Raw genomic sequence first — 21296 nt, 5'->3', positions numbered from 1 at the left:
GAAGGCGGAATGAGATGACCACGGCGACAGTGGTCGGTGGCGGGCCCAACGGCCTGGCCGCCGCCATCGTCCTGGCTCGGGCAGGCGTGCAGGTCACGGTCCTGGAGGCCGCGGACGAGATCGGCGGCGGCACCCGATCGAGTGAGGCGATCCTGCCCGGTCTGCTGCACGACCATTGTTCGGCCATCCACCCGATGGCCGCTGGATCGTCGTTCCTTCGTGGTCTCGACCTGGGCCGTTACGGGCTGAGGTGGAGGCTCCCGGAGATCGACTGCGTGCATCCGCTCGACGGCGGCACGGCAGGGGTGCTGCGCCGCTCGGTTGCCGAGACCGCCGCCGGTCTCGGCGCCGACGGCGCGCGCTGGCGCCGGCTGTTCGACGGTCCGTCGGCGGGTTACGACAGTCTCAGCCAGGACATCCTCGGCCCGATCCTGCGCATCCCGCGGCACCCGATCCGCCTGGCCCGTTTCGGGATCCCCGCGCTGGCTCCCGCGTCGCTGCTGGCGAGGATCTTCGCGACCGAGGAGGCCAGGGCGTTGTTCGGCGGGGTCGCGGCGCACGCGTTCCATCCTTTGCACCACCCGCTGAGTTCGAGCATCGGGCTCGGCATCCTCACCGCCGGGCACCGGTACGGGTGGGCGGTCGCCGAAGGCGGGTCCCGGCGGATCACCGGCGCCATGGCGGCGCTGCTGCTCGATCTCGGCGGAAAGATCGAGACCGGGGTGCGGGTGCGGTCGGCGTCCGAACTGCCGCCCGCGGATGTGACCGTCTACGACCTGGCGCCCACGGCGGTGGCGGACATCCTCGGCGACCGGCTGCCGCCGCGCGTCGCCCGGGCCTACCGGCGATTCCGGTACGGCCCGGGCGCGTTCAAGGTGGACTTCGCGGTGGAGGGCGGCGTTCCCTGGAGTGCGCAGCCGGCGCGACGGGCCGGGACGGTGCACGTCGGCGGCGCGTTCGCCGAGATCGCCGCCACCGAACGGGAGGTCCACGCCGGACGGATGCCACGACGCCCGTTCGTCCTGGTGGGGCAGCAGTACCTGGCCGACCCGGCGCGATCGGCCGGCGATGTGCATCCGGTGTGGACGTACGCCCACGTGCCCAACGGCTACACCGGCGACGCCACGCAGGCGATCGTCGCGCAGATCGAGCGGTTCGCGCCCGGCTTCCGGGACCGGATCGTCGGCACCGTCGTGCGGAGCGCGCCGGATTTCGCCGCCTACAACCCGAACTACGTCGGCGGCAACATCATGACCGGCGCCAAGGACGTCCCGCAGCTGCTGTTCGGGCCACGGCCCACTCTCCAGCCCTACGACGTCGGACTGCCCGGCCATTTCATCTGCTCGGCGGCCACCCCGCCCGGTCCGGGCGCGCACGGGATGTGCGGCGTGCACGCCGCCGCACGGGCGCTGCGCCACCTTCGCCGCCGGCCGGACGCATGACCGGCGGCCGGGGCGGTCGTCGTCTCCGACATCGACGAGGCCGCCGCCCGCAAGGTCGCGGAGGAGATCCCCGGCGCCACCCACCAGGCCTGCGACGTCCGAGACGAACAGCAGGTCATCGACCTGGTGGATACCACGGTCGAACGCCACGGCGCCCTGCACATCATGGTCCCCAACGCCGGCGTCGGGTGGCCCGCCCCGCTGCTGAGCATGGACCTGGCCGCCTGGCGCGCGGTCACCTCGGTCAACCTGGACGGCGTCTTCCTCAGCATCCGCTACGCCGCACCGGCGATCATCGCCGCGGGGGAGGCGCCATCGTCACCCTCGCCTCGGTCACCGCGACCACCGGCTCTCCGCTGATCGGGCACTACGCCGCGGCCAAGGCGGCCGTGGTCACCCTGACCAAGACCGCCGCGACCGAACTCCGCCCCCACGGCGTGCGGGTCAACGCTCTCCTCCCGGCTTCATCGGCACCGACCTGGTGAGCGCCGCCGTGCCCGCTTTCGAGCAGATCCTCGGACTTCCGGAAGGCGGATTCGACGACCTCATCGCCCACAAGCAGGGCCGTTACGGCACTCCTGAAGAGGTGGCCGAGGCGGCGCTGTACTTCGCCAGCGACCGCTCCTCGTTCTGCACCGGCAGCGCCCTGGTCCTGGACGGCGGCCTCGACGCCTCTCTCCTGTGACCTGACCACCGTGCTCGGCGGTCTCGCAGCGTGGGATTCCCGCCCCGCCGGTGCCATACTCGCGTGAACCGGGCTCTTCTTCACTGAGCCCACTTGGACGTCTCTCCGGCGGCCGCGGCCGGCTGGGCATCGGCGCGTCGTGGTACGAGTGAGAGCAACGCGGGCTCGGTGTGCCGGTGGTGGCCCGCTACGCCGGCGCTTGCAACCTCATGGGCGGTGTCGACGAGGTCAGGCACAAGGTCGAGTGGTGCGCGGGCACTGCGCGACGAAGGCCGCGACTACGAGACCGTCCTGCTGGGCCAGGGGCTGCTCGATGACGTCGACGGCGTGCTCGCCGTCGACGACCTTGCCGTCGCGTATCGGTTATTCATGATGTGCTGGAGAGGCCTGCGGTGCCGCGGGGAAGCCGACGGCATGGGTGTCCATGAATTCGCGGATGCCCTCCATCCCCATCTCCCGGCCCATGCCGCTGCCGTTGAAGCCTCCGAAGGGCGCCCGTTCGTCGAGGTGCGCTGCGCCGTGCGCGTTGACGAAGGTGTAGCCGGTGCGCAGCCGGGACGCCACCGCGGCCGCGCGGTCAAGGTCCGCCGTCCACACCGAAGAGCACAGTCCGGACCACGTGTCGTTGGCGCGGGCGACGGCGTCGTTCTCGTCGTCGAACGGCAGGATCGGCAGCGTCGGGCCGAACTGCTCCTCGGCCACGACGCGGGTGTCGTCGGCGGGGTCGAGGACCAGGGAGGGCCGCAGGAAGTTGCCGCGGGACAGGTCCGCGCCCTCGACCGCCTCACCGAACTCGCGGACCTCGGCGCCGGACGCGCGGGCCTGCTCGACGAGCTCCCGGACGTAATCCAGCTGCCGGCGGCTGTGCAGCGGACCCATCGTCACCCGCTTGTCCAGGCCGTGGCCGAGCCGGGTGCCGGCGAGGAGGCCTGACAGCCCGTCGACGACCTCGTCGTAGCGGGAGCGGTGGACGTAGAGCCGCTTGGCGGCCATGCAGATCTGGCCGGTGGAGTCGAACACACCCGTGAACAGGCGCTGCATCGCGTCGGCGTCGAGTTCGGCGTCGGCCAGCACGATGGCCGGGTCGTTCCCGCCCAGTTCCAGCGCGACCCGGGTCAGCGAGCCGGCGGCCATCGCCATGATCCGCTTCCCACCGGCGGGGCTGCCGGTGAAGCAGACCTTCTTGACCCGGTCGTCCTGGATGAGCGCCGCACCGATCTCGGCGTCCGCGCCCGTCACCACGTTGAGCACCCCCGGTGGAAGGGCCTGAGCCACCTGCTGGACGGTGCGGACCGTGGCCAGCGGTGCGGTGGGCGGCGGCTTGACCACGACGGTGTTGCCGGCCAGCAGCGCCTGCGGCAGGGATGCGGCGAGGATCGCCAGCGGCCAGTTGAACGGCACGATGATCGTCACCACGCCGAGAGGCAGGTACGTGATCTGCGTGCGGTACGGCGGCCCCGCCAGCTCCGTGCGGTGGTCGACCTGGTCGGCCAAGGCGATGGCCAGATGGAAACGATGCTCGAAGACGATGGAGTCGATGACCGACTCCATCAGGATCTTGCCGTTCTCGCGAGTGAGGATCTCGGCCGTGGCCGGCCGGTCCGCCTCCAGCGGGGCAAGCGCGGCCTCGAGCAGCGCGGCGCGCTCTTGCGGCGTGCGGGCGGCCCACGCCGGGAAGGCCCGGTCCGCCGCGGCGACCGCGGCGGAGGCGAGCTTCGCAGTGGCCGCCGCAGCGTAGCCGACCACCGACACTCCATCCGCTGGGTCGATGATCCGCAATGAGTCGTCCGCGCCGCGCGGCTCGCCATCGATGAAAAGTCCGGTCTTGGTCTCGGGTAGCTGGTCCAAAGACACCATGGGTAGTCCCCTAGGACGGTTGCGAAGTGAGGCGCATGTGTTGCCCGGAACCTTATGGCGAGGCTCGAACGAGAACATCCCGCATAGGACCTGTTACTTCCTGCGTGATCGGCGAGCCCGGCTGCGACATTCGACGTAGACGCGCATCGCGCTCGTCCCGGTCTCCGCCCTGGAGGAGCGCGCTATCGCGCGTGAACGGCGGCTCAGCCGAGGTTGACGACGACGGACTTGGTCTGCAGGTACTCGTCGAGGGCCTCGGGGCCGTTCTCCCGTCCGTAGCCGGAGTGTCCCGTGCCGCCGAACGGCATGGACGGGTCGAGCAGTGACCAGCCGTTGACCCAGACGATCCCCGCCCGCAGGGCGGCGGCCACCCTGTGCGCACGGGAGATGTCGCGGGTCTGCAGACCCGCGGCCAGGCCATACGGAGTGCCGTTGGCCAGCGCGACCGCCTCCTCCTCCGTGTCGAACGGCTGCACTGTGAGCACCGGGCCGAAGATCTCTTCCTGGACGAAGGGCGAGTCCTGGGTCACCCCGGTGATGACCGTCGGCGGGACGAAGAAGCCGCCGCCGTCGTGGGCGGGACCGGAGACCACCTGCACCGGGGCGGTGGCCGCTCGATCCAGGTAGGAGCGCACCTTCGCCAGGTGCCTCGGCCCTGCCATCGGACCGACCACCGTGCCCTCGGCGAAGGGGTCGCCGACCGGGACGTGCTGGGCCGCGCCGCGCAGCGCCTCGACGACGGCGTCGTAAACCGGGCGTTCCACCAGCAGCCGGCTCCCGGACATGCAGAACTGGCCGGTGTTGAAGACGAAGGCGGCCACCGCGGTGTTGATGGCGGCCTCCAGGTCGGCGTCGGCGAAGATGATGTTCGCACCCTTGCCGCCCAGCTCCACGGTGACGTGTTTGAGGTGCTCGCCCGCGCCGGCGGCGACGAGCCGGCCGGCCGCGGTGGACCCCGTGAACGCGATCTTGTCGACGTTGGGATCGCGGACCAGGGCCGCTCCCGCCACGGCGCCGCCGGTGACGACGTTGAGCACGCCGTCCGGCAGGCCGGCCTGCTGAAGAAGCTCCGCCATCCGCAGCGCGGACAGCGCGGTCTCCTCGGCGGGCTTGTGCACGACGGTGTTGCCGGCCACCAGCGCGGGGGCCAGCTTGGAGGTACTCAGGATCAACGGAAAGTTGAACGGGGTGATCGCGCCGACCACGCCGACCGGTTCCCGGCGCGTGTACGCGAGGCTGGGGAAGGCCGTGCTGCGGGCCGCGCCCTCGATCGACGCGGCCAGGGCCGCGTAGTACTCGTACGTGTCGATCGCGGTGGGCACGTCGATGGTGCGGGTGAACATCAGGGGCTTGCCGACGTCCAGCGATTCCAGCCGGGCGACCTCTTCCGCGTGCTCCCGGAGCAGCGCGGCCGCCCGGAGCAGCACCTCCGCGCGCTTGCGCGGGGTCAGGCCGGACCAGCGGCCGTCGTCGAAGGCGGCCCGCGCGGCCGCAGCGGCTCGCGCGACGTCCTCGTCGCCGGCGTCGGCGATGGTCGTGACCGGTTCACCGGTCGCGGGATCGAGCACATCCCGTCGGCGACCGCCGGCCGCGGCGACGGCGCCGCCGTCGATCCACAACTGGCCCGGCGTGATCGGGATGCCACCATCCGCCTGCTTGACTTCGGACAGCTCAGTCATGTCGTGCCCCTGTTACGTCGATGTGGGTGAGTGACCGGCCTGCCCCGGCTGGTGCCGGGTGACCGGTGGTTGTGGAGGTGTCCACGGTGAAGACGACGACCGCCGTCCGGCGTCGCGACCTGACACGGTCACCGCGGCGCCTCCGTTTCTTGGAGCAGCCGGCGGACGCGGCTGATTTCGAGCTTTCCGCTCGGGGTGCGTGGCAGCTCCGCGACGATGGCCAGGCGTCGTGGCAACTTGTAGCCGGCGAGCCGGGGGCGCAGCCAGTCCCGCAACTCCTGGGAGGTCGCCGCGGCGCCCGTGCGCAGTGTGACGACCGCGGCGACCCGTTCGCCCCAGGTGTCGTCCGGTTCCCCGATCACGATCGCGTCGGCGACGGCGGGGTGCGCCATCATGAGCTCCTCCACCTCCGCCGGGTACACCTTCTCGCCGCCGGTGTTGATCACGCCGCTGCCGCGGCCGAGGAACCGCAGCGTGCCGTCCGCGTCGTAGGTGACGTAGTCGCCGACGATGACGTGCCGCCGGCCCTGGACGGTCCGGTAAGTCGACGCCGTTCGCTCGGGATCCTTGTGGTAGCCGAGCGGCAATCCTCCGCCGAAGGCGAGCATGCCGACCTCGCCGGTGCCGGGCTGGATGGGGTCGCCGCTCTGGTCGACGACCACCGTTTCCGGCGCCGGGCGGAACCGGGCGGGCAGGTCGTGCTCAGAAGCGGTGACGGCGAACGCGAAGGGGCCGCCCTCACTGGCCGCCAGCCCGTCGTAGATGGTCACCGCGCCGCGCCGATGGAGTTCACGCTTGAGGTCGTCGGTGAACGTCGTACCGGAGCTGATGATCGTCCGCAGGGACGACAGGTCGTACGGGCGGCCCGCGTTCTCGCCCGCGACCAGTTCGTCGACCAGTGGCCGCGCGACCGCGTTCCCCGCGATGAGAAGGTTGGTGACACGGTGGCGATCCACGGCGTGCCAGACCCGCGCCGCCTCCAGCCTCGTCCCACCCGGGAAGACCACCTCACCGGCGGTCAACAACGTGCCGAACGTGTTGAACAGGCCGGTGCCGTGCATCAGCGGGACCACCGGGAGCGAGACCCTGACCTCCCCCGCGTCGCGCATCGCCACGGCCGTGTCCACGGCCTCCGCCGGCGTTCGCGGGATCTTCCTGCCCGCCGCCGCGTACGTCGCGTACGACAGTCCGTGCATCAGCTCACCGAGCTGCCAGATCACGCCCTTGGGCCGGCCGGTCGTCCCACCGGTGTACATGAACAACTGGTCCGTGCCTGGCCGGGGGGTGTGCGGCAGCGGTGCGCACGTGGAGAGCAGGGTGTCGTAGGCGGCCACCGTGGCACCGCCCGGCAGATCCGGCAGGTCGGTGGAGCCGGTCTGCACCGCGAGCCGCAAGGTCGGCACGTGCGCGCAGGCGTCCCGCACCGAGTCGGCGAGCTGGTCGGAGAAGACCAGCACCTCGGCGTCGGCATCGGTCAGCAGTTCGGTGAGCTCCGCACCGCGGTATCGGTAGTTCGCGTTCACGGGAACAGCGCCGATCTTGAAAGCGGCGAACACGGTCTCCAGGTACTGCGCCCCGTTGTGGAGGTAGCAGACGACCCTCGCCCCCGGCGCGACTCCGCTGTCGCGCAGCGCCGTCGCCAGGCGCGCGGCGCGCTCGTCGAATTGCGCGTAGGTGAGGTCGATGTCCGGGCTGCGGACAGCGACGGCATCGGGCAACGCGCCGGCTATGCCTTCCCAGACGGTCCCGAACGACACGTCGGCCACGGTCATCTCTCTCCCTTGTACGGGTGCCGCCTCGACCGGTTCGAGTAGCCGGTGGCGACCAGGGCGAAGATACCTCCGGATGGCCGCTCGCCGAGTTGGGGCATCTGCAGGTCAGACAGGACGTTGAGCGTGACGCTCAGCGAGCCGGCATCGGCGACGCTGAGCGCGGCCGGTCGGGTCTGGGTCAGTGCGGTCTTGTCGACGGTGCACGTGCCGTCAGCCAGGTTTCGTGGACGGGAGTGGTGACCGGTCATCGGCAGCTCCATCGGAGAGGCGCCTTGATGATGACGACCGTATTGCGCGCCAGAGGCATCGTCAAGTCATTTTCTTGACGGGCGTTACACATCTGACTAACGTACGAGGCCATCGCGGGATGCTGGGAGCGCTGACGCCTCGACCGCGGTCCTTTATCCCTCGTCGCTGGAGAAGCCCATGCTTGCCGGGAAAGTCGCTGTCGTGACCGGAAGCGGGCGCGGCCTCGGCCGCGCCTACGCACAGGCCCTCGCCCATGCCGGTGCCGCGGTGGTGGTGAACGACGTCGATGACGACGTCGCCAAGGAGTCGGCGGAGTCGATCGTGCGGGCCGGCGGCCGGGCGGTCGCGGTCGTCGCCGCCGTCGGCTCCGCCGAGACCGCCGACTTGCTGGTCGGTACGGCGGTGGAGCGGTTCGGCCGCCTGGACATCATGGTCACCAACGCCGGAGCGCTGCGCGACCGGACCCTGCGCAACACCAGTGACGAGGATTTCGACCTGGTCGTGGGCTCGCACCTGCGTGGCACGTTCACGTGCGGCCGGGCGGCCGCGGCGCGCTTCCGGGAGCAGGGCGGCGGGGGCCGGATCATCCTGGTCGGCTCCCCCGCCGGCCAGCGCGCGAGCTTCGGGCAGACGTCCTACTCCGCGTCGAAGGCCGCCATCGTCGGGCTTGCCCGCACCTGGGCCGTCGAGCTCGAGCGTCAGAACGTGACCGTGAACGCGATCGTCCCGACCGCCTTGACCCGGATGGTGGCGACCATCCCGGGACTGGCCGGGCACGTGGAGGCGGCCATGCGCGGCGAACCGGTCCCGGCGGCCTTGCGCGGCGCCGGGCTCGGCACTCCGGACGACGTGGCACCGCTGGTGGTCTGGCTGGCCTCCGACGCGGCGTCGGACGTCACCGGTCAGTGCATCGCCGCGGGCGGGGATCGCCTGGCGATCTGGTCCCACCCCGTCGAGGTCGTATCGGTCATGAGGGACGGCGGATGGGACGTCGACCAGGTCGGCGACGTCCTCCCCCTGATCCTGCGCGAACATCGGCAGGAGTTCCGGCCCGCGCCGCTGAACATCCCCGGCGACGCTCCCGGCGGAAAGAAGGCCTCGTGATGGAAGCGTCCCCGAGCACTGCCGCACCGGTCCGCGCCGTCGTCACGGGCGTGGAGGGTGTGGCCACCTTGACCGACCGGCGGCTCGGACCGAGCAACTGGGTGCAGATCACCCAGGAGCGCGTGAACGAGTTCGCCTCCGCGACCGGCGACCACCAGTGGATCCATGTCGACCCGGAGCGTGCGGCGAGCGGCCCCTTCGGCGGCCCGATCGCGCACGGCTACCTGACCCTCTCCCTGGTTCCGGTGGTGATGACGGAGCTCCTCGACGTGCAGGGCTTCTCCGTGGTGGTGAACTACGGTTGCGACCGGGTGCGGTTCCCCTCCCCGGTGCCGGTGGGCAGCCGGGTGCGTGCCACCGCGGTCGTGGACGACGTCCAGGAGATAGCCGGTGGCGTTCAGGTCGCCCTGACCCTGACCTTCGAGACGGACGGCGGCGGCAAGCCCGCGTGCGTCGCGACGATCCTCGTCCGCTACTACGCCTGAGCTCGTCCCGCCGCGGCCACGTCACTGGCGGGCCGGCGGTCGGCGAAGCCCTCGAAGGCGCTCCAGGCCGCAGGCTCGTACGCCTTCCGCAGCCGGACGACCAGTTGCTCCGCCGGCATCGCCGGCCAGTCCGGCGGCAGAAGCGCGGCGGGAAGGTGCGGATCCATGCGGACCAGCAGCAGCCACTCGGTCAGCAGCAGGAGATACCGGGCCAAGGCGTCATCGACGCCTGAGCCCGGCCCCTGTCCACCCCACCGCTCGAGGAAGCGCGAGTAGCCGTCCGCGAGCGCGTCCAGGTCCCACGCGTCTTCGACCATCTGACGCACGTCCGTGGGCGCCAACGCCGCCCCCTTGAAGACCTTGACCTCGCTGTCCAGGTTCAGCCCGGACAGCACCTGGGGGACGTCCACCGCCGAAGGAGTGATCCACAGACCGCTGTGGATCATGCCGAACCCTTCCCAGGCGAGCCGCTTGCGCAGCTGGTGCCGCTCGGCTCGGCGGGATTCCGGAAGTGAGAAGCTCAGCACCGTCCACTCGCCGGACCAGGAATGGTTGACGGCGCCCTGCAACCAGACCCGAGTCTCGGCATCCCGCAGCACCTGCTGGCCCCGCGTGGTCAGCGAAAGGTAAACCTTGGCGCCGACCCGCGACCGCGCGAGCAGGCCACGCTGGCACATGCGGGTCAGGGTGGTGCGAGCCGCGTGCTCGCCGACTCCAGCTCTGGTGAGGGCCTCGACAAAGCTACCGGTGAAGAGCGCGCCAGGCTGATCCAGCAGGAAATGCGCGCAGAGCGTCAGCAACAGCGACTGGGGCCGCACCGCGAGGCTCGCATCCTGCTGTGCACCGCCCCGGACCTCGTCGTCGCGCTCGGTGCTGCGCGCGCCGGGGTCACCGTCACGGCCTGCGGCCGGGCCGGCCATGACCTCTGTTGCACGCGTCCGACCAGCCACGGCCATCAGTCTAGGTCAGTTTCGTCGTTGCCAGGTGTCAGCGTTCCTGTGGATGCGTGGCGAGCGGCTCGACGGTTATGTCCATCCATTTCCACATCGGCAGGGAGGTCAGCGCATCGTGCAACGCAGCCGGGTCCTCGGCCTCGTACAGGCCGATGGTGGCGTTGCGGCCGGGGACCCGCCACAGCCGCTTGAGGATTCCCGCCTCGCGCAGCTGCATGGCGCGCTCACGTTCGCCCTTGCGGAGGTGCTCGCGGGCATGCTCCGGCGTATCAGGTGGCAGCAGGTTCTCCGTGCGTACCAGAAACTCCATCGATCTGTCCTCCTCAAGACGCGCTGATGGTGAGCAGGAGCTCCGCGAGTTCCTTGGGCGCGGTGACCATCGCCTCGTGGCCGGTGGCGAGGTGGTGCACCGGCCAGCCGAGCGCCGCGGCCTTCTCGGCGTGCGGCCGGAACACCCGCATCCAGTCGACGCACTCGACGTACGCGGCGGGCACCTTCCCGGAGTCGCCCTCGAGCCGCAGGGGTTCGGTGTAGGCCAGCCACGGGTGCGGGGTCAGACGCGGGCTCAGCCAGTCCAGGTCCGCCTGCTCGGTCACACCGAGCACGGCCAGCGAGCGGACGGGGATGAGCCAGCCGAACCCGGGTCCGGCGACCGACTCCCGGTAGTGCCCGGCCACCGTCTCAGGCAGCAGATCGATCGCGGCGTCCCCGTCACCACCCACGAAGGCGTCCAGGTAGACACGCCTGGCCAGCCGGTCCGGGATGCGATCGGCGACGCCGGTGACCACGTGCCCGGCGTAGCTGTGCCCTACCAGCACCACGTCGTCGAGGTCGTGGGCCTCGATCAGCGCCACCACGTCCTGGATATGGGTCGACAGCCCCACGGACGGGCTGATCAGATGGGCGCGGTCACTGACCCCGGTCAGGGTCGGCGCGTGGACCTCGTGGCCGGCTTCGCGCAGCGACGGAATCACCCGCCGCCACGCCCAGCCGCCGTGCCAGGCACCGTGCACCAGGACGAACGTACTCATTCCTCCCCCAGATCTTCGAACAGCGCGAGTGCCGCGGCCGTGTTGGAGGCGGGCACGTGATAGGTGTCGTGGATGCGGGCGACGTTGTCGCTCATCGCGCCGCGCATGACAAGCCACATGATCATCTCGATGCCCTCGGTGCCGGCCTCGCGGATGTAGTCCTCGCGGGTGAGCGTGGCCAGTTTCCCGGGATCGGACTCGATCGCCTGGAGGAACATGCGGTCGAACTCCGTGTTGATGAGCCCCGCCCGAGCGCCGGCCAGCTGGTGCGACATGCCGCCGGTGCCGAACACCGCGACCTTCACATCCTGCGGGAACGAGCGGATCGCCCGCCCGATCGCCTTCCCCAGCGCGTGACAGCGCGCTGCCGTGGGCTGCGGATACTGGATCACGTTGACCAGTACCGGCACCACGGCACACGGCCACGCCTCACCCGGGTCCGGGCAGTACACCGACAGCGGCACGGTCAGCCCGTGGTCGACGTCGAGCCGGTGGAAGGTCGCGATGTCGAACGCGTCGTCCATGAGCTCACGCACAAGGTGCTCGCTCAGCTCCGGCGCGCCGGCCACCGGCGGCACCGGCCGGCGGCCCCACCCCTCGTCGGCCACGGCGTAGGACTCCGCGGTGCCGATCCCGAAGGTGGGCACCAGGTCCAGATCGACCGCGTTCGCGTGGTCGTTGTACACGATCACCGCCACGTCCGGCCGGTGCGCGGCCATCCACGTGCGCGCCGGCTCATAGCCGTCGAACAGCGGTTTCCAATAGGGGTCCGCGGTCTTGTGATGGTCCATCGCGGCGCCGATGGACGGTACGTGCGAGGTCGCCAGACCCCAGATGACCCTAGCCAAAACGCCGTCCTCCCGACCGCATGGCCGCCGCGAACTCCTCGGCCGACATCCCCGTGAACACCCCGCCGAGGTACTGCATCGACTTGTTGTCCAGCATCGCGAGCTTGAAGGTGTAGAAAATGGACCCGCCCAGGTCCAGCATCGCGATCCAGTCGCGTTCCAGGATCGCCGTCTTCTGCTCCGGCGAGAGGCCGTAGGCGTCGCAGTAGGCGGCCTCGTCCTCGCTGAACCGGCGCCGGTCATCCGCGTCCTTCAGCGATCCGCACAACCTGTTGATCGCGTATCCCCGCCTGCTCGCCGCGACGTCGAGCAGGTAGTTGTCTTGAGCATCGGTCATTGCTCTCCCCTTACTGGAACGGCGATCCGATCCCGCGCGCCTGCGCGGTCCCGTGCCGCCTGCATGGTCTGCGCGAGCAGGGTGGCGGGTGACGCCGTCGACGTCCTTCGACGGATCGATCGCAACGGTCACCAGGAGTGGAACGCGGCCGGGCTCGCCGGCGGACTCGGTCACCTGCTCTCCCTAGAACACGACGGTGGAGTTGCCGTCCCGGATGATGCGGTCCTCGCAGTGCCACGCCACCGCGCGGGACAACACGAGCCGCTCGACGTCTGCACCCTTGCGCTGCAGCTCGCGCACCGATTCCCGGTGCGCGACGCGGATCACGTCCTGCTCGATGATCGGGCCCTCGTCGAGGTCCTCGGTGACGTAGTGGGCCGTCGCCCCGACCAGCTTCACGCCTCGTTCCTTGGCCCGCTGATAAGGGCCCGCACCCATGAACGCCGGCAGGAACGAGTGGTGAATGTTGATCACAGGGGCTCCGAGCTCCTCCAGGAAGTCGCCGGAGAGGATCTGCATGTAACGGGCCAGGACGACCAGGTCCACGTTGCCCTTGAGCAGGTTCAGCTGCTCCTTCTCGGCGGCCGCCTTGTCACCTTTCTCCACCGGCACATAGAAGAACGGGATGCCGAACTGCCGCACCTCGTCACCGAGATCGGTGTGGTTCGAGATCACCATCGGCACGTCCATGTGCAGCTCACCGCGGCGCTGCCGCCACAGCAGATCGAGCAGGCAATGGTCCGCCTTGGACACCATGATCGCCGCACGCTTGCGGCGCTTCGCCTCCACCAGCCGGAACTCCAGCCTCAACCGGTCGCCGAGTTTCGTCCGCAAGACCTGGGTCAACCCGTCGAGCCGCACGCCGAGGTCCGGCAGATGGAAGACAGTGCGCTGGAAGAAGCGCCCGCCGGAGGGGTCGCTCGACGTCTGGTCGAGCGAGACGATGTTGGCCCCGTGCTCGGTGAGCACCCCCGAAACGCTGGCGACGATGCCGGGACGGTCCGCGCCCTGCACGATCAGGCGCCCGTAGTCGGGGTCGTGGTGCTGCTCGGTCACGACCGCTCGTTCTCCGCGGAGACCGACTCCAGCAGCCGCCGCCGCCAGAGTTCGGTCCTGCTCAGTTCGTTGAAGGTGAAGATGTGCAGCCCGCGGATGTTGCCGTCAGCCTTCGGCGCCGCGGCGCCCAGCCGCTTGGCCAGCTTCGCCGGGTTGTAACCGCCCGGCAGCAGGAACCTCCACAGCAGGCTCTGCTGCTTCTGCAGGAAGCGCGCGGACTGTCCCAGCCCGATGCCCGCCGAGATCCGCATCAGCCTCTGCCGGTTCACCGGACCCGGCATCCCGACATGGACCGGGAGGTCGATGCCGGACCCGGCGATCCCGGCGGCCCAGCTCGCCGTCGTGCCGGCGGCGAAGCAGATCTGGGTGAGGATGCGGGTGGCCATCGGCGCTTTCTGCTTCAGCGCCCGGTCCAGGGCCTCCTGCGGGATGGCCGCGTGTCCCTCCGGATATCCGGCGATGCCGACCTCCTCGAAGGGGTGGTGGACCTGCTCCATGGCGCGCAGCAGCGCGTACGCGTCGTGGAACTCGCCGGCCGGCTTCGGCGCGTCGCCGCCGACCACGAACACCGACCGCACCCGCGCCTCACGCAGGCGGGCCACGACGTCGGCGACGTGCTTCCCGTCGGCGAACTGGCGGGCCGGCAGGTGCGGAGCAACGGTGTAGCCGTGCCGCACCAAGCGCTCGGTCAGGTCCAGAGTCGCGTCGATGCCCTTCGCTTCCGTGACCGTGACGGTCAGCTGTACGGTGGCCGGCACGTACTCGAGCACATCCCGCTCGGTGTTCTTGAACGGCATCACCTCGTAGCTCATGTTGCGCACCAGATCGACGAGATGCGAGCGTCGGCGCCTGGAGCCGGCGGCCTCCTGGATGGTCATGGCATTTCCTCACTCCTCCTGCGGACACGGCGGGCCGGGACTTGCAGCGGCGATCGCGGACTTCGTCCACTCACGGCGCGCGGCCAAGCCTCGATGCTCTGACCGGCGGGAATAGGCGACAACGCTTGAACCAGTAGAGCGAAACGCGCACCGCGTTTCGTCGGGCATAGGGGCCGAGTCGCGTGCGACGAATGACGTAGGCAGGACCGGTCTTCAGGACGTGACCCCGCAGGTGCCGTTGCTTCTACCGTCCTTGGTGACAGCCGATGACGTGTGGAGAGGCCGGTATGGGTTCGTTGCTGGTGATCAGTGCCCACGCGGGCGACTTCGTGTGGCGGGCCGCGGGAGCGATCGCCTTGGCGACCTCACGCGGCGCCCGGGCCAAGGTGCTGTGCCTGACGTTCGGCGAACGGGGCGAGTCGGCGAAAGCATGGCGTGAGGGCAAGACGCTGGAGGAGATCAAGGACATCCGGCGCGCGGAGGCGGCCGCCGCGGCCGAGGCGCTCGGAGCCGAGATCGAGTTCCTCGACGCGGGGGACTACCCGCTGCTGGAGAGCCCGGAGCTGGTGGACCGGATCGTCCACGTCTACCGCGAGGTCGATCCCTCCGTGGTGCTGACGCACCCGCTGGAGGACCCGTACAACCAGGATCACCCGGCGGCCGGGCGGATGGCGCTGCAGGCGCGGGTGCTGGCGCAGGCGATCGGGTACGACGCGCCGGGCGAGCCGCTGGGGGCGCCGCCGGTGTTCTTCTTCGAACCGCACCAGCCCGAGCAGTGCGGTTTCAAGCCCGACGTGCTGCTCGACATCACCCCGGTCTTCGACACCAAGCGCAAGGCCATGGAGTGCCTGCCCGCACAGCAGCACATGTGGGACTACTACACCGATCTGGCCAAACGGCGCGGTGTGCAGCTCAAGCGCAACGCCGGCCCCAACCTCGGCCTGCCGCACACCACCATGGGCGAGGCGTACATGCGGCTGTACCCACAGGTCACGGACACCCTGGCATGAGGACCGTGATCGTCACCGACCCGCCGCGCGCCGACCTGGAACAGGTCACCAAGCTGGCCGGATACGGGGTCGCCACGGTCCACGAAGCCCTGGGTCGCACCGGTTTCCTCGGGCCGCGGCTGCGCCCCGTCCACTTGGGATCGCGCGTCGGCGGCACCGCCGTCACCGTGTTGTGCTGGCCCGGCGACAACCTGATGATCCACGCCGCGGTCGAGCAGTGCCGGCCCGGTGACGTCCTCGTCGTCACCACCACCTCCCCGTGCACCGACGGGGCGTTCGGCGAGCTGTTCGCCACCGCTCTGCAGGCGCGCGGGGTGCGCGGGCTGGTCACCTCGACCGGCGTACGCGACGTCGCCGACCTGCACGCCATGGGGTTTCCGGTGTGGTCGGCCGCCGTCAGCGCACAAGGCACCGTCAAGGCGACGCCGGGCTCGGTCAACGTGCCGATCACTCTCGGCGGGCAGCTGATCCGGCCCGGTGACGCGGTCCTCGCCGACGACGACGGCGTCATGGTCGTGCCCCGCCAGGACGTCGCCCGCGCGCTGGAGGCCGCGCAGGCCCGCCTCGACAAGGAGTCGGCGTCGCGCGAGGCGTTCCGCGACGGCGAACTCGGGCTCGACCGCTATGGCCTGCGCGCCAAACTCGCCGAACTCGGCGTGGAATACGTGACCGCCGACGATTACGGCCTCTAGCCGCCGATTCGCACACCACACGACAAGAACGGGTGACTCATGAGCGCGAAAAACCTGCAGGAAGTCCTCGACCAGGCAGGAAACACGGCAGAACTGCTGCGAAACTCCCAGCTGGGGGCCTACATCTATCCGGTCGTCCCCTCGGAATTCACCAACTTCCGCCGGGAGGTGACCGCCTGGCGCGAGGCAGCGGTGCTGTTCGACCAGTCGCATCACATGGTCAACCTGTTCATCTCGGGCCCGGGCGCCCTGCGGCTGATCTCCGACACCGGCATCAACAGCGTCGAGAAGTTCCCGGTGGACTCGGCCAAGCAGTTCGTCCCGGTCTCCCCCGAGGGTGGCGTCATCGGCGACGGAATCCTCTTCCGGGAGGCGGAGGAAAGATTCATCTTCGTCGGACGCGCCCCGGTCGCCAACTGGCTCACGTTCCAGGCCGGCAAGGGGTACGACGTCGACCTCCGGCTGGACCCGCGTTCGCCCTCGCGGCCCTATGGGAAGCCGGTGACCCGCGACCTGTGGCGTTTCCAGATCCAGGGTCCCACCGCGTGGCAGGTCATCGAGAAGGTCAACGGCGGCCCTGTGGAGCAGCTGCGCTTCTTCCGCATGGCCTCCATGAACGTCGCCGGCGAGCGGGTCCGCACCCTGCGCCACGGCATGGCCGGCGCGCCGGGCCTGGAGCTGTGGGGGCCGTACGACACCTACGACAAGGTGCGGGAGGCCATCTTGGACGCGGGCCGCGAGTTCGGGCTCGAACCCGCGGGGGCGCGTGCCTACTCGTGCAACACCCTGGAATCCGGCTGGATCCCGTCGCCCCTCCCGGCGATCTACAGCAGCGAGGAGCTCCGGCCGTACCGCGAGTGGCTTCCCGCCGACGGCTACGAGGCGACCAACGCCCTTGCCGGCAGCTTCGTCTCCGACAAGATCGAGGACTACTACCTCAATCCGTGGGAGCTGGGTTACGGGTCGTTCGTCAAGTTCGACCACGACTTCATCGGCCGCGACGCGCTGGCCGCCATCACCCCGGAGACCCAGCGGCGCAAGGTGACCCTGGCCTGGAACGCCGACGACGTCGCCAAGCTCCTGGCCTCCCCCGTCGACCCGGACGGCCCCGGATACCAGTTCTTCGACCTGCCCAACGCCAACTACGGATCGTCCAGCTTCGACTCCGTGATCGACGCCGGCGGCAACCTGGTCGGGCTGTCGATGTTCACCGGCTACAGCGCCAACGAGCGTAAGGCTCTTTCCCTCGCCACGCTCAACCCGGACGTCCCGCTCGGCGCCGAGGTCCGTGTCGTCTGGGGCGAGCCGGACGGTGGCAGTCGCAAGACGACCGTCCAGCCGCACGAGCAGTTCGCCGTGCGCGCCGTCGTGAGCCCGGCGCCCTATTCGGTCATGGTCCGCGAGAGCTACCAGCCCGGCTGGCGCACCGCGGTCGCGGTCTGAGAACACACCAGCCGAAATCCGTCGCGGACGCCTGAGAGCGATCGGCGCAGATCAGCTCGGCGGGGTGACGAGCCCTTCTCTGATGGCCAGCAGTGCCGCCTGGGTGCGGGAGGACAACTGGAGCTTGGCGAGCACATTGCTGACGTGCGTCCGGACCGTTCGTTCGCTGATGACCAGCTGGTCCGCGATGTCCTGGTTGGACTTGCCCTCGGCGAGCAGCGCGAGGATCTCCCGCTCCCGGTCCGTCAACGATGACAGGCCGACGCGCGGGGCCGTTATCCGCCGGGTGAGCTGGCGGGCGATGGTCGGATTCAGGTGCATCCCTCCGGTCACCGCCGCGCGGATGGCCATGGCGACCTCGTCGGGGTCGGCGTCCTTGAGGAGGTAGCCCGCCGCATCCGCCGCGAGCGCGGCTTGCACCCTCTCCACCTCTCCGAAGCTGGTCAGCACCACGACCTTGACGTCCGGAAAGGTTCTGGTGATCACCTGGGTGGCCTCTACGCCTCCCATGCCCGGCATCTGCAGATCCATCAGCACGACATGGGGCAGCGGCTGACCCAGAGCGTGCCACTCCTTGAGCAGGGCGATGGCGTGCTCTCCGTCGGCGGCCTCCCCGATCACCTGGAACAGCGGGACGGTGTTGACATAGGCAAGGAGGCCGCGTCGTACGATCGCGTGGTCGTCGACCACCATGATCCGGATGGCCTCTGACATGGTCGTGTCGTCGCTCATCGACATTCCTTTCCAGCAGAGGGGCGCTAACTCGCCGACGGCAGCGTCGCCTTGACGGTCCAGCCCCCGGCCTGCCGAGGCCCGGCGACCAGCCGTCCGCCCCAGCGCTCAGCGCGTTCGCGCATCGACACAAGCCCGAGTCTGTCCTGACGAGTCGCTGCGGCCCCGCCCGGCGCCACGCCGGGCCCGGACCCGTTGTCCGATATCTCGATGAGCAGGCCGTCCCCATTGTCCGTGGCGAAGCGGATGTCCACCGAGGTCGCCCGGGCGTGCTTCACCACGTTGTGCAGCGCCTCCTGGATGATGCGGTAAAGGTCCTCCTGCAGATCGATACCGCCGTTCGGCTCGAGGCCGGATGCGGCCTGTACGCGTACCTCCATGCCGGTCCGCGTCTCCAGACTCGCCGCGTGCGCACGGACGGCGTCGATCAGTGACTGCTCGCCCAGGTCCAGAGGGCGCAGCTCGAACACGAGCCGGCGAAGATCGGCCAGCGCGCTCTCGGAGAGCTGGGCGATCTCCTCCGCGGCGCTGCAAACGGCGGCGGGGTCGCTCCCGGCGCGGTCGGCTTGGGCACGAAGTGCTCTGGCCTGCATGCGCATGGAGAACAGTTGCTGAACCGCCGAGTCGTGCAGCTCACGGGAGAGCCGCCGGCGCTCCTGCTCCTGTGCTTGGGACCGGGTCTGGGAGAGCAGGGAGGCGGTGTCGACGGCGACCGCCGCGTGATCAGCCATCGCCTCGAGAAAGGCCAGCGCGTCCGAGCAGGGATCTTCGCCGGGGACGTAATAGGTGTTGATCACGCCGACGGTGCGGCCTCGCATGATCATCGGCAGGGACACGAAGCCCTCCCAGTCGGGGCGATCCATGATCTCATGGAGCGGAGCCCAGCGCGGGTCCGCCATGATCGCGGCCTTGCGGTGCCCGACCACGACCGGTCTCCTGGTCTTGATGGCCTCGAGGAACAGGACGAGAGCCCCTCGCCGGCGGCAGGCGCTCAGTCGTTCGATGAAATCGGGGGCGTCTCCGAAGCCCGCCATCCCCAGCAGCCGCAGTTCGTCCGCGGGGTCGTCCACGGCAAGGATCTGAACGGCCGCGATGTTGGCGGTCACCACGATCTCGTGTGCCACCGCATCGAGGGTCGCGCGCAGGGAGCCGGAGTCGGCGACGCTCGACGCCGCCCGGGTGATGGCGGCCAGCCGCTCCTGCTGACGTCGCGCTTCGGTCACGTCACTGAACCACACCGCAAACCCGGCGCCGGGTACCGGCGAAATACGATACTCAAGGTCGCAACGGCGTCCGTCAGGAGCCGACCACGCGACAGTGCGGCGCTTGGGCGAACGGTTCCGGTCCGCGGCGATGGCGAACGGGGCGGTCCGCCCCATCAGGTCCGCGGCGGGAAGGCCGAGCACCTGCGTGGCCGCCTCGTTGACCATGACGAAGCGGCCGCCCATGTCGAGCAGGGCCAGGCCGTCCGCGGACACCTCTACGAGTGCCTGCAGGGTCAGGTCGTCGCTCAGGTCCTTCGGGTCGGTGAGGATCGGCGGGTCTACGGCTTGGGGCACGCCACCATCATCGGCCCAGGTCTTGCTCCGCGCCAACCCCTCCCAGCGGAAACGTGCTGCTCATGAGGGGTCCGCGGCGGGCGCCCCCTGAAAACGTCACCGTCTCGGCAGGGGCAGGGGGCCGGCCCGCTCCTGCACGCCGTACCGGTTGATCACATCCTGTACAGCTGCGGCGTCTTCACGATTTTGTATGCTGTGGGCGGCGCCGTCCTTCCCAGGTTGCCGGCTTCCGACATGAGCGGCTCCTTGCGCGTGGTGTTCGTGCCGTGTCGAGGGCTTTCTGTCACCGTGCGGGCGGTGATCGTCCTGGCCTCAGGTCAGGACGAAGGGACATCTGCCACCTGAGGCACCGGACGTGAGCGGTCATCGCTTGGAGGACGGCACATGCCGACCGTGCGCGAGACCACCTACGACCTGCTGCGTACCTGGGGGCTGACGACCGTATTCGGCAATCCCGGATCGAACGAGCTGCCCTTCCTGGACGGCTTCCCAGCCGACTTCCGTTACGTGCTCGGGCTGCACGAAGGGGCGGTTCTGGCCATGGCCGACGGCTATGCCCAGGCCACCGGCCGCCCGGCGCTGGTGAATCTGCACTCGGCGGCCGGGCTGGGCGCATTGTTCGGACACGCGCGCAGCGTGTGGTCCCCGAAGGGTCCCCAGGCACCGGTGCTGCTCCAGCGCGTCACGTCAGGCGCGGGCACTCCCGGGGTCAGTGGATGTGGGAGCCGCCATTGACGTCGTAGGTGGCGCCGGTGATGTAGCCGGACTCCTCCCGGCACAGGTACGCGATGAGGTCGGCGACGTCTTCGACGTTGCCCAGTCGTCCCACGGGCGTCCCCGCCAGGAGCCGCGCCTTGCGCTCGTCGTCCAGGGCGCCGCCGGTGATGTCGGTGTCGATGAGCCCGGGTGCGACGGCGTTGACGGTCACGCCGGCCGGGCCGAGCTCGCGGGCCAGGGCCCTGGCGAAGCCGAGCTGGGCGGCCTTGGCGGCGGAGTAGGCCACACCGCCGAAGACGCCGCCGCCGCGCTCGGCCGATACCGACGACAGGAAGACGATCCGTCCGAAGCCGCGCTCGGCCATGGTGGCGGCGACGCGGCGGGTGATGTTGTAGGCGCCGCGTACGTTGACGGCGAAGACGCGGTCCCATTCCGTGCCGGTGACCTGCAGGAACGGGATCGGTGAGGTGATGCCGGCGTTGTTGACGAGGGCGCCGGCGGGAGGCGCTGAGGCGTCGAGGTGGGCCATCGCGGCTTCGACGGAGGTCTCGTCGGTGATGTCGCAGCCGAGGCCGAGCGCCTGCACGCCGTGGCGGTGGGCGACCTGGTCGGCGGTTTCCTTGGCGCCGGCTTCGTCCAGGTCGAGGATGGCGAGGTTCCAGCCGGTGGCGGCGAGGGCGTGTGCGGTGGCGCGGCCGATGCCGCGCCTGGAGCCCGCGCCGGTGACGATGGCGGTCAGGTCGGAGATTGACATGAGCGTTCCCCCG

General features: G+C 70.0%; 22 protein-coding genes and 1 pseudogene. 9 read left to right on the top strand and 14 right to left on the bottom strand.

All coding sequences use genetic code 11. The features are described 5' to 3' along the window. The first annotated feature begins 14 nt into the window (after positions 1-14). The 3 genes and pseudogenes from ACIBX3_RS10810 (at position 15) to ACIBX3_RS10800 (ending at position 2127) form a co-directional block, all read left to right on the top strand. Complete coding sequence (locus ACIBX3_RS10810; RefSeq protein ID WP_397115446.1) at positions 15-1442, top strand: phytoene desaturase family protein; 1428 nt, start codon at positions 15-17, stop codon at positions 1440-1442. 24 nt (positions 1443-1466) lie between these two features. Then, positions 1467-1927: pseudogene (locus ACIBX3_RS10805) on the top strand (SDR family NAD(P)-dependent oxidoreductase); the annotation flags it as partial. A gap of 8 nt (positions 1928-1935) precedes the next feature. Then, positions 1936-2127 carry an SDR family oxidoreductase gene (locus ACIBX3_RS10800; protein WP_397115444.1) on the top strand — a complete coding sequence of 64 codons (192 nt, stop codon included), beginning with the start codon at positions 1936-1938 and terminating at the stop codon, positions 2125-2127. 363 nt (positions 2128-2490) lie between these two features. On the opposite strand, the gene ACIBX3_RS10795 is transcribed toward ACIBX3_RS10800, so the two are convergent. The 4 genes from ACIBX3_RS10795 to ACIBX3_RS10780 all read right to left on the bottom strand — a co-directional run bounded on the left by ACIBX3_RS10795 (position 2491) and on the right by ACIBX3_RS10780 (position 7683). Continuing rightward, positions 2491-3984 (bottom strand): aldehyde dehydrogenase family protein, encoded by a 1494-nt coding sequence (locus ACIBX3_RS10795; RefSeq protein WP_397115442.1) that lies wholly within the window; start codon positions 3982-3984, stop codon positions 2491-2493. Between the two features lie 203 nt (positions 3985-4187). Continuing rightward, positions 4188-5663 (bottom strand): aldehyde dehydrogenase family protein, encoded by a 1476-nt coding sequence (locus ACIBX3_RS10790; protein ID WP_397115440.1) that lies wholly within the window; start codon positions 5661-5663, stop codon positions 4188-4190. A 128-nt stretch (positions 5664-5791) separates the two neighbouring features. Continuing rightward, complete coding sequence (locus ACIBX3_RS10785; protein WP_397115438.1) at positions 5792-7435, bottom strand: AMP-binding protein; 1644 nt, start codon at positions 7433-7435, stop codon at positions 5792-5794. Then, the gene (locus ACIBX3_RS10780; protein WP_397115436.1) at positions 7432-7683 is read right to left on the bottom strand and encodes a hypothetical protein; all 252 of its coding nucleotides are present in this window, start codon (positions 7681-7683) and stop codon (positions 7432-7434) included. Before ACIBX3_RS10780 ends, ACIBX3_RS10785 begins: the two co-directional genes overlap by 4 nt. Before the next feature lie 202 nt (positions 7684-7885). Here ACIBX3_RS10780 and ACIBX3_RS10775 point away from each other — a divergent pair, with 202 nt between their 5' ends. After that, on the top strand, positions 7886-8788 hold the full coding sequence (locus ACIBX3_RS10775) for an SDR family oxidoreductase (protein WP_397115434.1): 903 nt from the start codon (positions 7886-7888) through the stop codon (positions 8786-8788). After that, positions 8788-9273 carry a MaoC family dehydratase gene (locus tag ACIBX3_RS10770; RefSeq protein WP_397115433.1) on the top strand — a complete coding sequence of 162 codons (486 nt, stop codon included), beginning with the start codon at positions 8788-8790 and terminating at the stop codon, positions 9271-9273. The genes ACIBX3_RS10775 and ACIBX3_RS10770 overlap by 1 nt, the downstream gene beginning before the upstream one ends. Here ACIBX3_RS10770 and ACIBX3_RS10765 read toward each other — a convergent pair. The 7 genes from ACIBX3_RS10765 to ACIBX3_RS10735 all read right to left on the bottom strand — a co-directional run bounded on the left by ACIBX3_RS10765 (position 9264) and on the right by ACIBX3_RS10735 (position 14376). After that, entirely contained in the window at positions 9264-10223 is a 960-nt protein-coding gene (locus ACIBX3_RS10765; protein WP_397115432.1) for a PaaX family transcriptional regulator C-terminal domain-containing protein, read from the bottom strand. The two genes, ACIBX3_RS10770 and ACIBX3_RS10765, sit on opposite strands and share 10 nt — an antisense overlap. 37 nt (positions 10224-10260) lie before the next feature. Continuing rightward, on the bottom strand, positions 10261-10536 hold the full coding sequence (locus tag ACIBX3_RS10760; RefSeq protein WP_397115431.1) for a muconolactone Delta-isomerase family protein: 276 nt from the start codon (positions 10534-10536) through the stop codon (positions 10261-10263). Between the two features lie 13 nt (positions 10537-10549). Beyond that, a complete protein-coding gene (locus ACIBX3_RS10755; protein ID WP_397115429.1) occupies positions 10550-11257 on the bottom strand; it encodes an alpha/beta fold hydrolase in 708 nt (235 codons plus the stop codon). Continuing rightward, complete coding sequence (locus ACIBX3_RS10750) at positions 11254-12105, bottom strand: class III extradiol dioxygenase subunit beta (RefSeq protein WP_397115427.1); 852 nt, start codon at positions 12103-12105, stop codon at positions 11254-11256. The genes ACIBX3_RS10755 and ACIBX3_RS10750 overlap by 4 nt, the downstream gene beginning before the upstream one ends. Then, positions 12098-12442 (bottom strand): hypothetical protein, encoded by a 345-nt coding sequence (locus tag ACIBX3_RS10745; protein ID WP_397115425.1) that lies wholly within the window; start codon positions 12440-12442, stop codon positions 12098-12100. Before ACIBX3_RS10745 ends, ACIBX3_RS10750 begins: the two co-directional genes overlap by 8 nt. Before the next feature lie 183 nt (positions 12443-12625). Further along, a complete protein-coding gene (gene purU / locus ACIBX3_RS10740; protein ID WP_397115423.1) occupies positions 12626-13498 on the bottom strand; it encodes a formyltetrahydrofolate deformylase in 873 nt (290 codons plus the stop codon). Beyond that, complete coding sequence (locus ACIBX3_RS10735; protein ID WP_397115421.1) at positions 13495-14376, bottom strand: methylenetetrahydrofolate reductase; 882 nt, start codon at positions 14374-14376, stop codon at positions 13495-13497. Before ACIBX3_RS10735 ends, purU begins: the two co-directional genes overlap by 4 nt. Positions 14377-14663: 287 nt before the next feature. Between ACIBX3_RS10735 and ACIBX3_RS10730 the strand changes: the two genes are divergently transcribed. The 3 genes from ACIBX3_RS10730 to ACIBX3_RS10720 are packed head-to-tail and all read left to right on the top strand — an operon-like array spanning position 14664 to position 17521. Beyond that, complete coding sequence (locus ACIBX3_RS10730; protein WP_397115419.1) at positions 14664-15386, top strand: PIG-L deacetylase family protein; 723 nt, start codon at positions 14664-14666, stop codon at positions 15384-15386. Next, positions 15383-16078, top strand: coding sequence for a 4-carboxy-4-hydroxy-2-oxoadipate aldolase/oxaloacetate decarboxylase (locus ACIBX3_RS10725; protein ID WP_397115417.1), 696 nt, complete (start codon positions 15383-15385; stop codon positions 16076-16078). The genes ACIBX3_RS10730 and ACIBX3_RS10725 overlap by 4 nt, the downstream gene beginning before the upstream one ends. Before the next feature lie 39 nt (positions 16079-16117). Then, entirely contained in the window at positions 16118-17521 is a 1404-nt protein-coding gene (locus ACIBX3_RS10720; protein ID WP_397115415.1) for a hypothetical protein, read from the top strand. A gap of 51 nt (positions 17522-17572) precedes the next feature. On the opposite strand, the gene ACIBX3_RS10715 is transcribed toward ACIBX3_RS10720, so the two are convergent. Further along, positions 17573-18253, bottom strand: coding sequence for a LuxR C-terminal-related transcriptional regulator (locus ACIBX3_RS10715; protein WP_397115413.1), 681 nt, complete (start codon positions 18251-18253; stop codon positions 17573-17575). A gap of 26 nt (positions 18254-18279) precedes the next feature. Continuing rightward, positions 18280-19812, bottom strand: coding sequence for a histidine kinase (locus ACIBX3_RS10710; protein ID WP_397115411.1), 1533 nt, complete (start codon positions 19810-19812; stop codon positions 18280-18282). A 384-nt stretch (positions 19813-20196) separates the two neighbouring features. Here ACIBX3_RS10710 and ACIBX3_RS10705 point away from each other — a divergent pair, with 384 nt between their 5' ends. Continuing rightward, positions 20197-20547 carry a thiamine pyrophosphate-binding protein gene (locus tag ACIBX3_RS10705; protein ID WP_397115409.1) on the top strand — a complete coding sequence of 117 codons (351 nt, stop codon included), beginning with the start codon at positions 20197-20199 and terminating at the stop codon, positions 20545-20547. Here the strand turns inward: ACIBX3_RS10705 and ACIBX3_RS10700 are convergent. Continuing rightward, on the bottom strand, positions 20522-21283 hold the full coding sequence (locus tag ACIBX3_RS10700; protein WP_397115407.1) for an SDR family NAD(P)-dependent oxidoreductase: 762 nt from the start codon (positions 21281-21283) through the stop codon (positions 20522-20524). The genes ACIBX3_RS10705 and ACIBX3_RS10700 overlap by 26 nt on opposite strands. Positions 21284-21296: the final 13 nt, after the last annotated feature.

The sequence above is a fragment of the Nonomuraea sp. NPDC049480 genome, from assembly GCF_044465905.1.
In the GTDB taxonomy this organism is placed as follows: domain Bacteria; phylum Actinomycetota; class Actinomycetes; order Streptosporangiales; family Streptosporangiaceae; genus Nonomuraea.
This window is presented reverse-complemented; position numbering and strand designations above follow the sequence as displayed.

What these genes read in the sequence shown, in the direction of transcription:
- ACIBX3_RS10760 (WP_397115431.1), bottom strand. Translation starts at nt 10,536, where the DNA reads ATGGAGTTTCTGGTACGCACGGAGAACCTGCTGCCACCTGATACGCCG.
- ACIBX3_RS10790 (WP_397115440.1), bottom strand. Translation starts at nt 5,663, where the DNA reads ATGACTGAGCTGTCCGAAGTCAAGCAGGCGGATGGTGGCATCCCGATC.
- ACIBX3_RS10735 (WP_397115421.1), bottom strand. Translation starts at nt 14,376, where the DNA reads ATGACCATCCAGGAGGCCGCCGGCTCCAGGCGCCGACGCTCGCATCTC.
- ACIBX3_RS10700 (WP_397115407.1), bottom strand. Translation starts at nt 21,283, where the DNA reads ATGTCAATCTCCGACCTGACCGCCATCGTCACCGGCGCGGGCTCCAGG.
- ACIBX3_RS10705 (WP_397115409.1), top strand. Translation starts at nt 20,197, where the DNA reads ATGCCGACCGTGCGCGAGACCACCTACGACCTGCTGCGTACCTGGGGG.
- ACIBX3_RS10720 (WP_397115415.1), top strand. Translation starts at nt 16,118, where the DNA reads ATGAGCGCGAAAAACCTGCAGGAAGTCCTCGACCAGGCAGGAAACACG.
- ACIBX3_RS10785 (WP_397115438.1), bottom strand. Translation starts at nt 7,435, where the DNA reads ATGACCGTGGCCGACGTGTCGTTCGGGACCGTCTGGGAAGGCATAGCC.
- ACIBX3_RS10780 (WP_397115436.1), bottom strand. Translation starts at nt 7,683, where the DNA reads ATGACCGGTCACCACTCCCGTCCACGAAACCTGGCTGACGGCACGTGC.
- ACIBX3_RS10810 (WP_397115446.1), top strand. Translation starts at nt 15, where the DNA reads ATGACCACGGCGACAGTGGTCGGTGGCGGGCCCAACGGCCTGGCCGCC.
- ACIBX3_RS10725 (WP_397115417.1), top strand. Translation starts at nt 15,383, where the DNA reads ATGAGGACCGTGATCGTCACCGACCCGCCGCGCGCCGACCTGGAACAG.
- ACIBX3_RS10770 (WP_397115433.1), top strand. Translation starts at nt 8,788, where the DNA reads ATGGAAGCGTCCCCGAGCACTGCCGCACCGGTCCGCGCCGTCGTCACG.
- ACIBX3_RS10755 (WP_397115429.1), bottom strand. Translation starts at nt 11,257, where the DNA reads ATGAGTACGTTCGTCCTGGTGCACGGTGCCTGGCACGGCGGCTGGGCG.
- ACIBX3_RS10730 (WP_397115419.1), top strand. Translation starts at nt 14,664, where the DNA reads ATGGGTTCGTTGCTGGTGATCAGTGCCCACGCGGGCGACTTCGTGTGG.
- ACIBX3_RS10715 (WP_397115413.1), bottom strand. Translation starts at nt 18,253, where the DNA reads ATGAGCGACGACACGACCATGTCAGAGGCCATCCGGATCATGGTGGTC.
- ACIBX3_RS10795 (WP_397115442.1), bottom strand. Translation starts at nt 3,984, where the DNA reads ATGGTGTCTTTGGACCAGCTACCCGAGACCAAGACCGGACTTTTCATC.
- ACIBX3_RS10745 (WP_397115425.1), bottom strand. Translation starts at nt 12,442, where the DNA reads ATGACCGATGCTCAAGACAACTACCTGCTCGACGTCGCGGCGAGCAGG.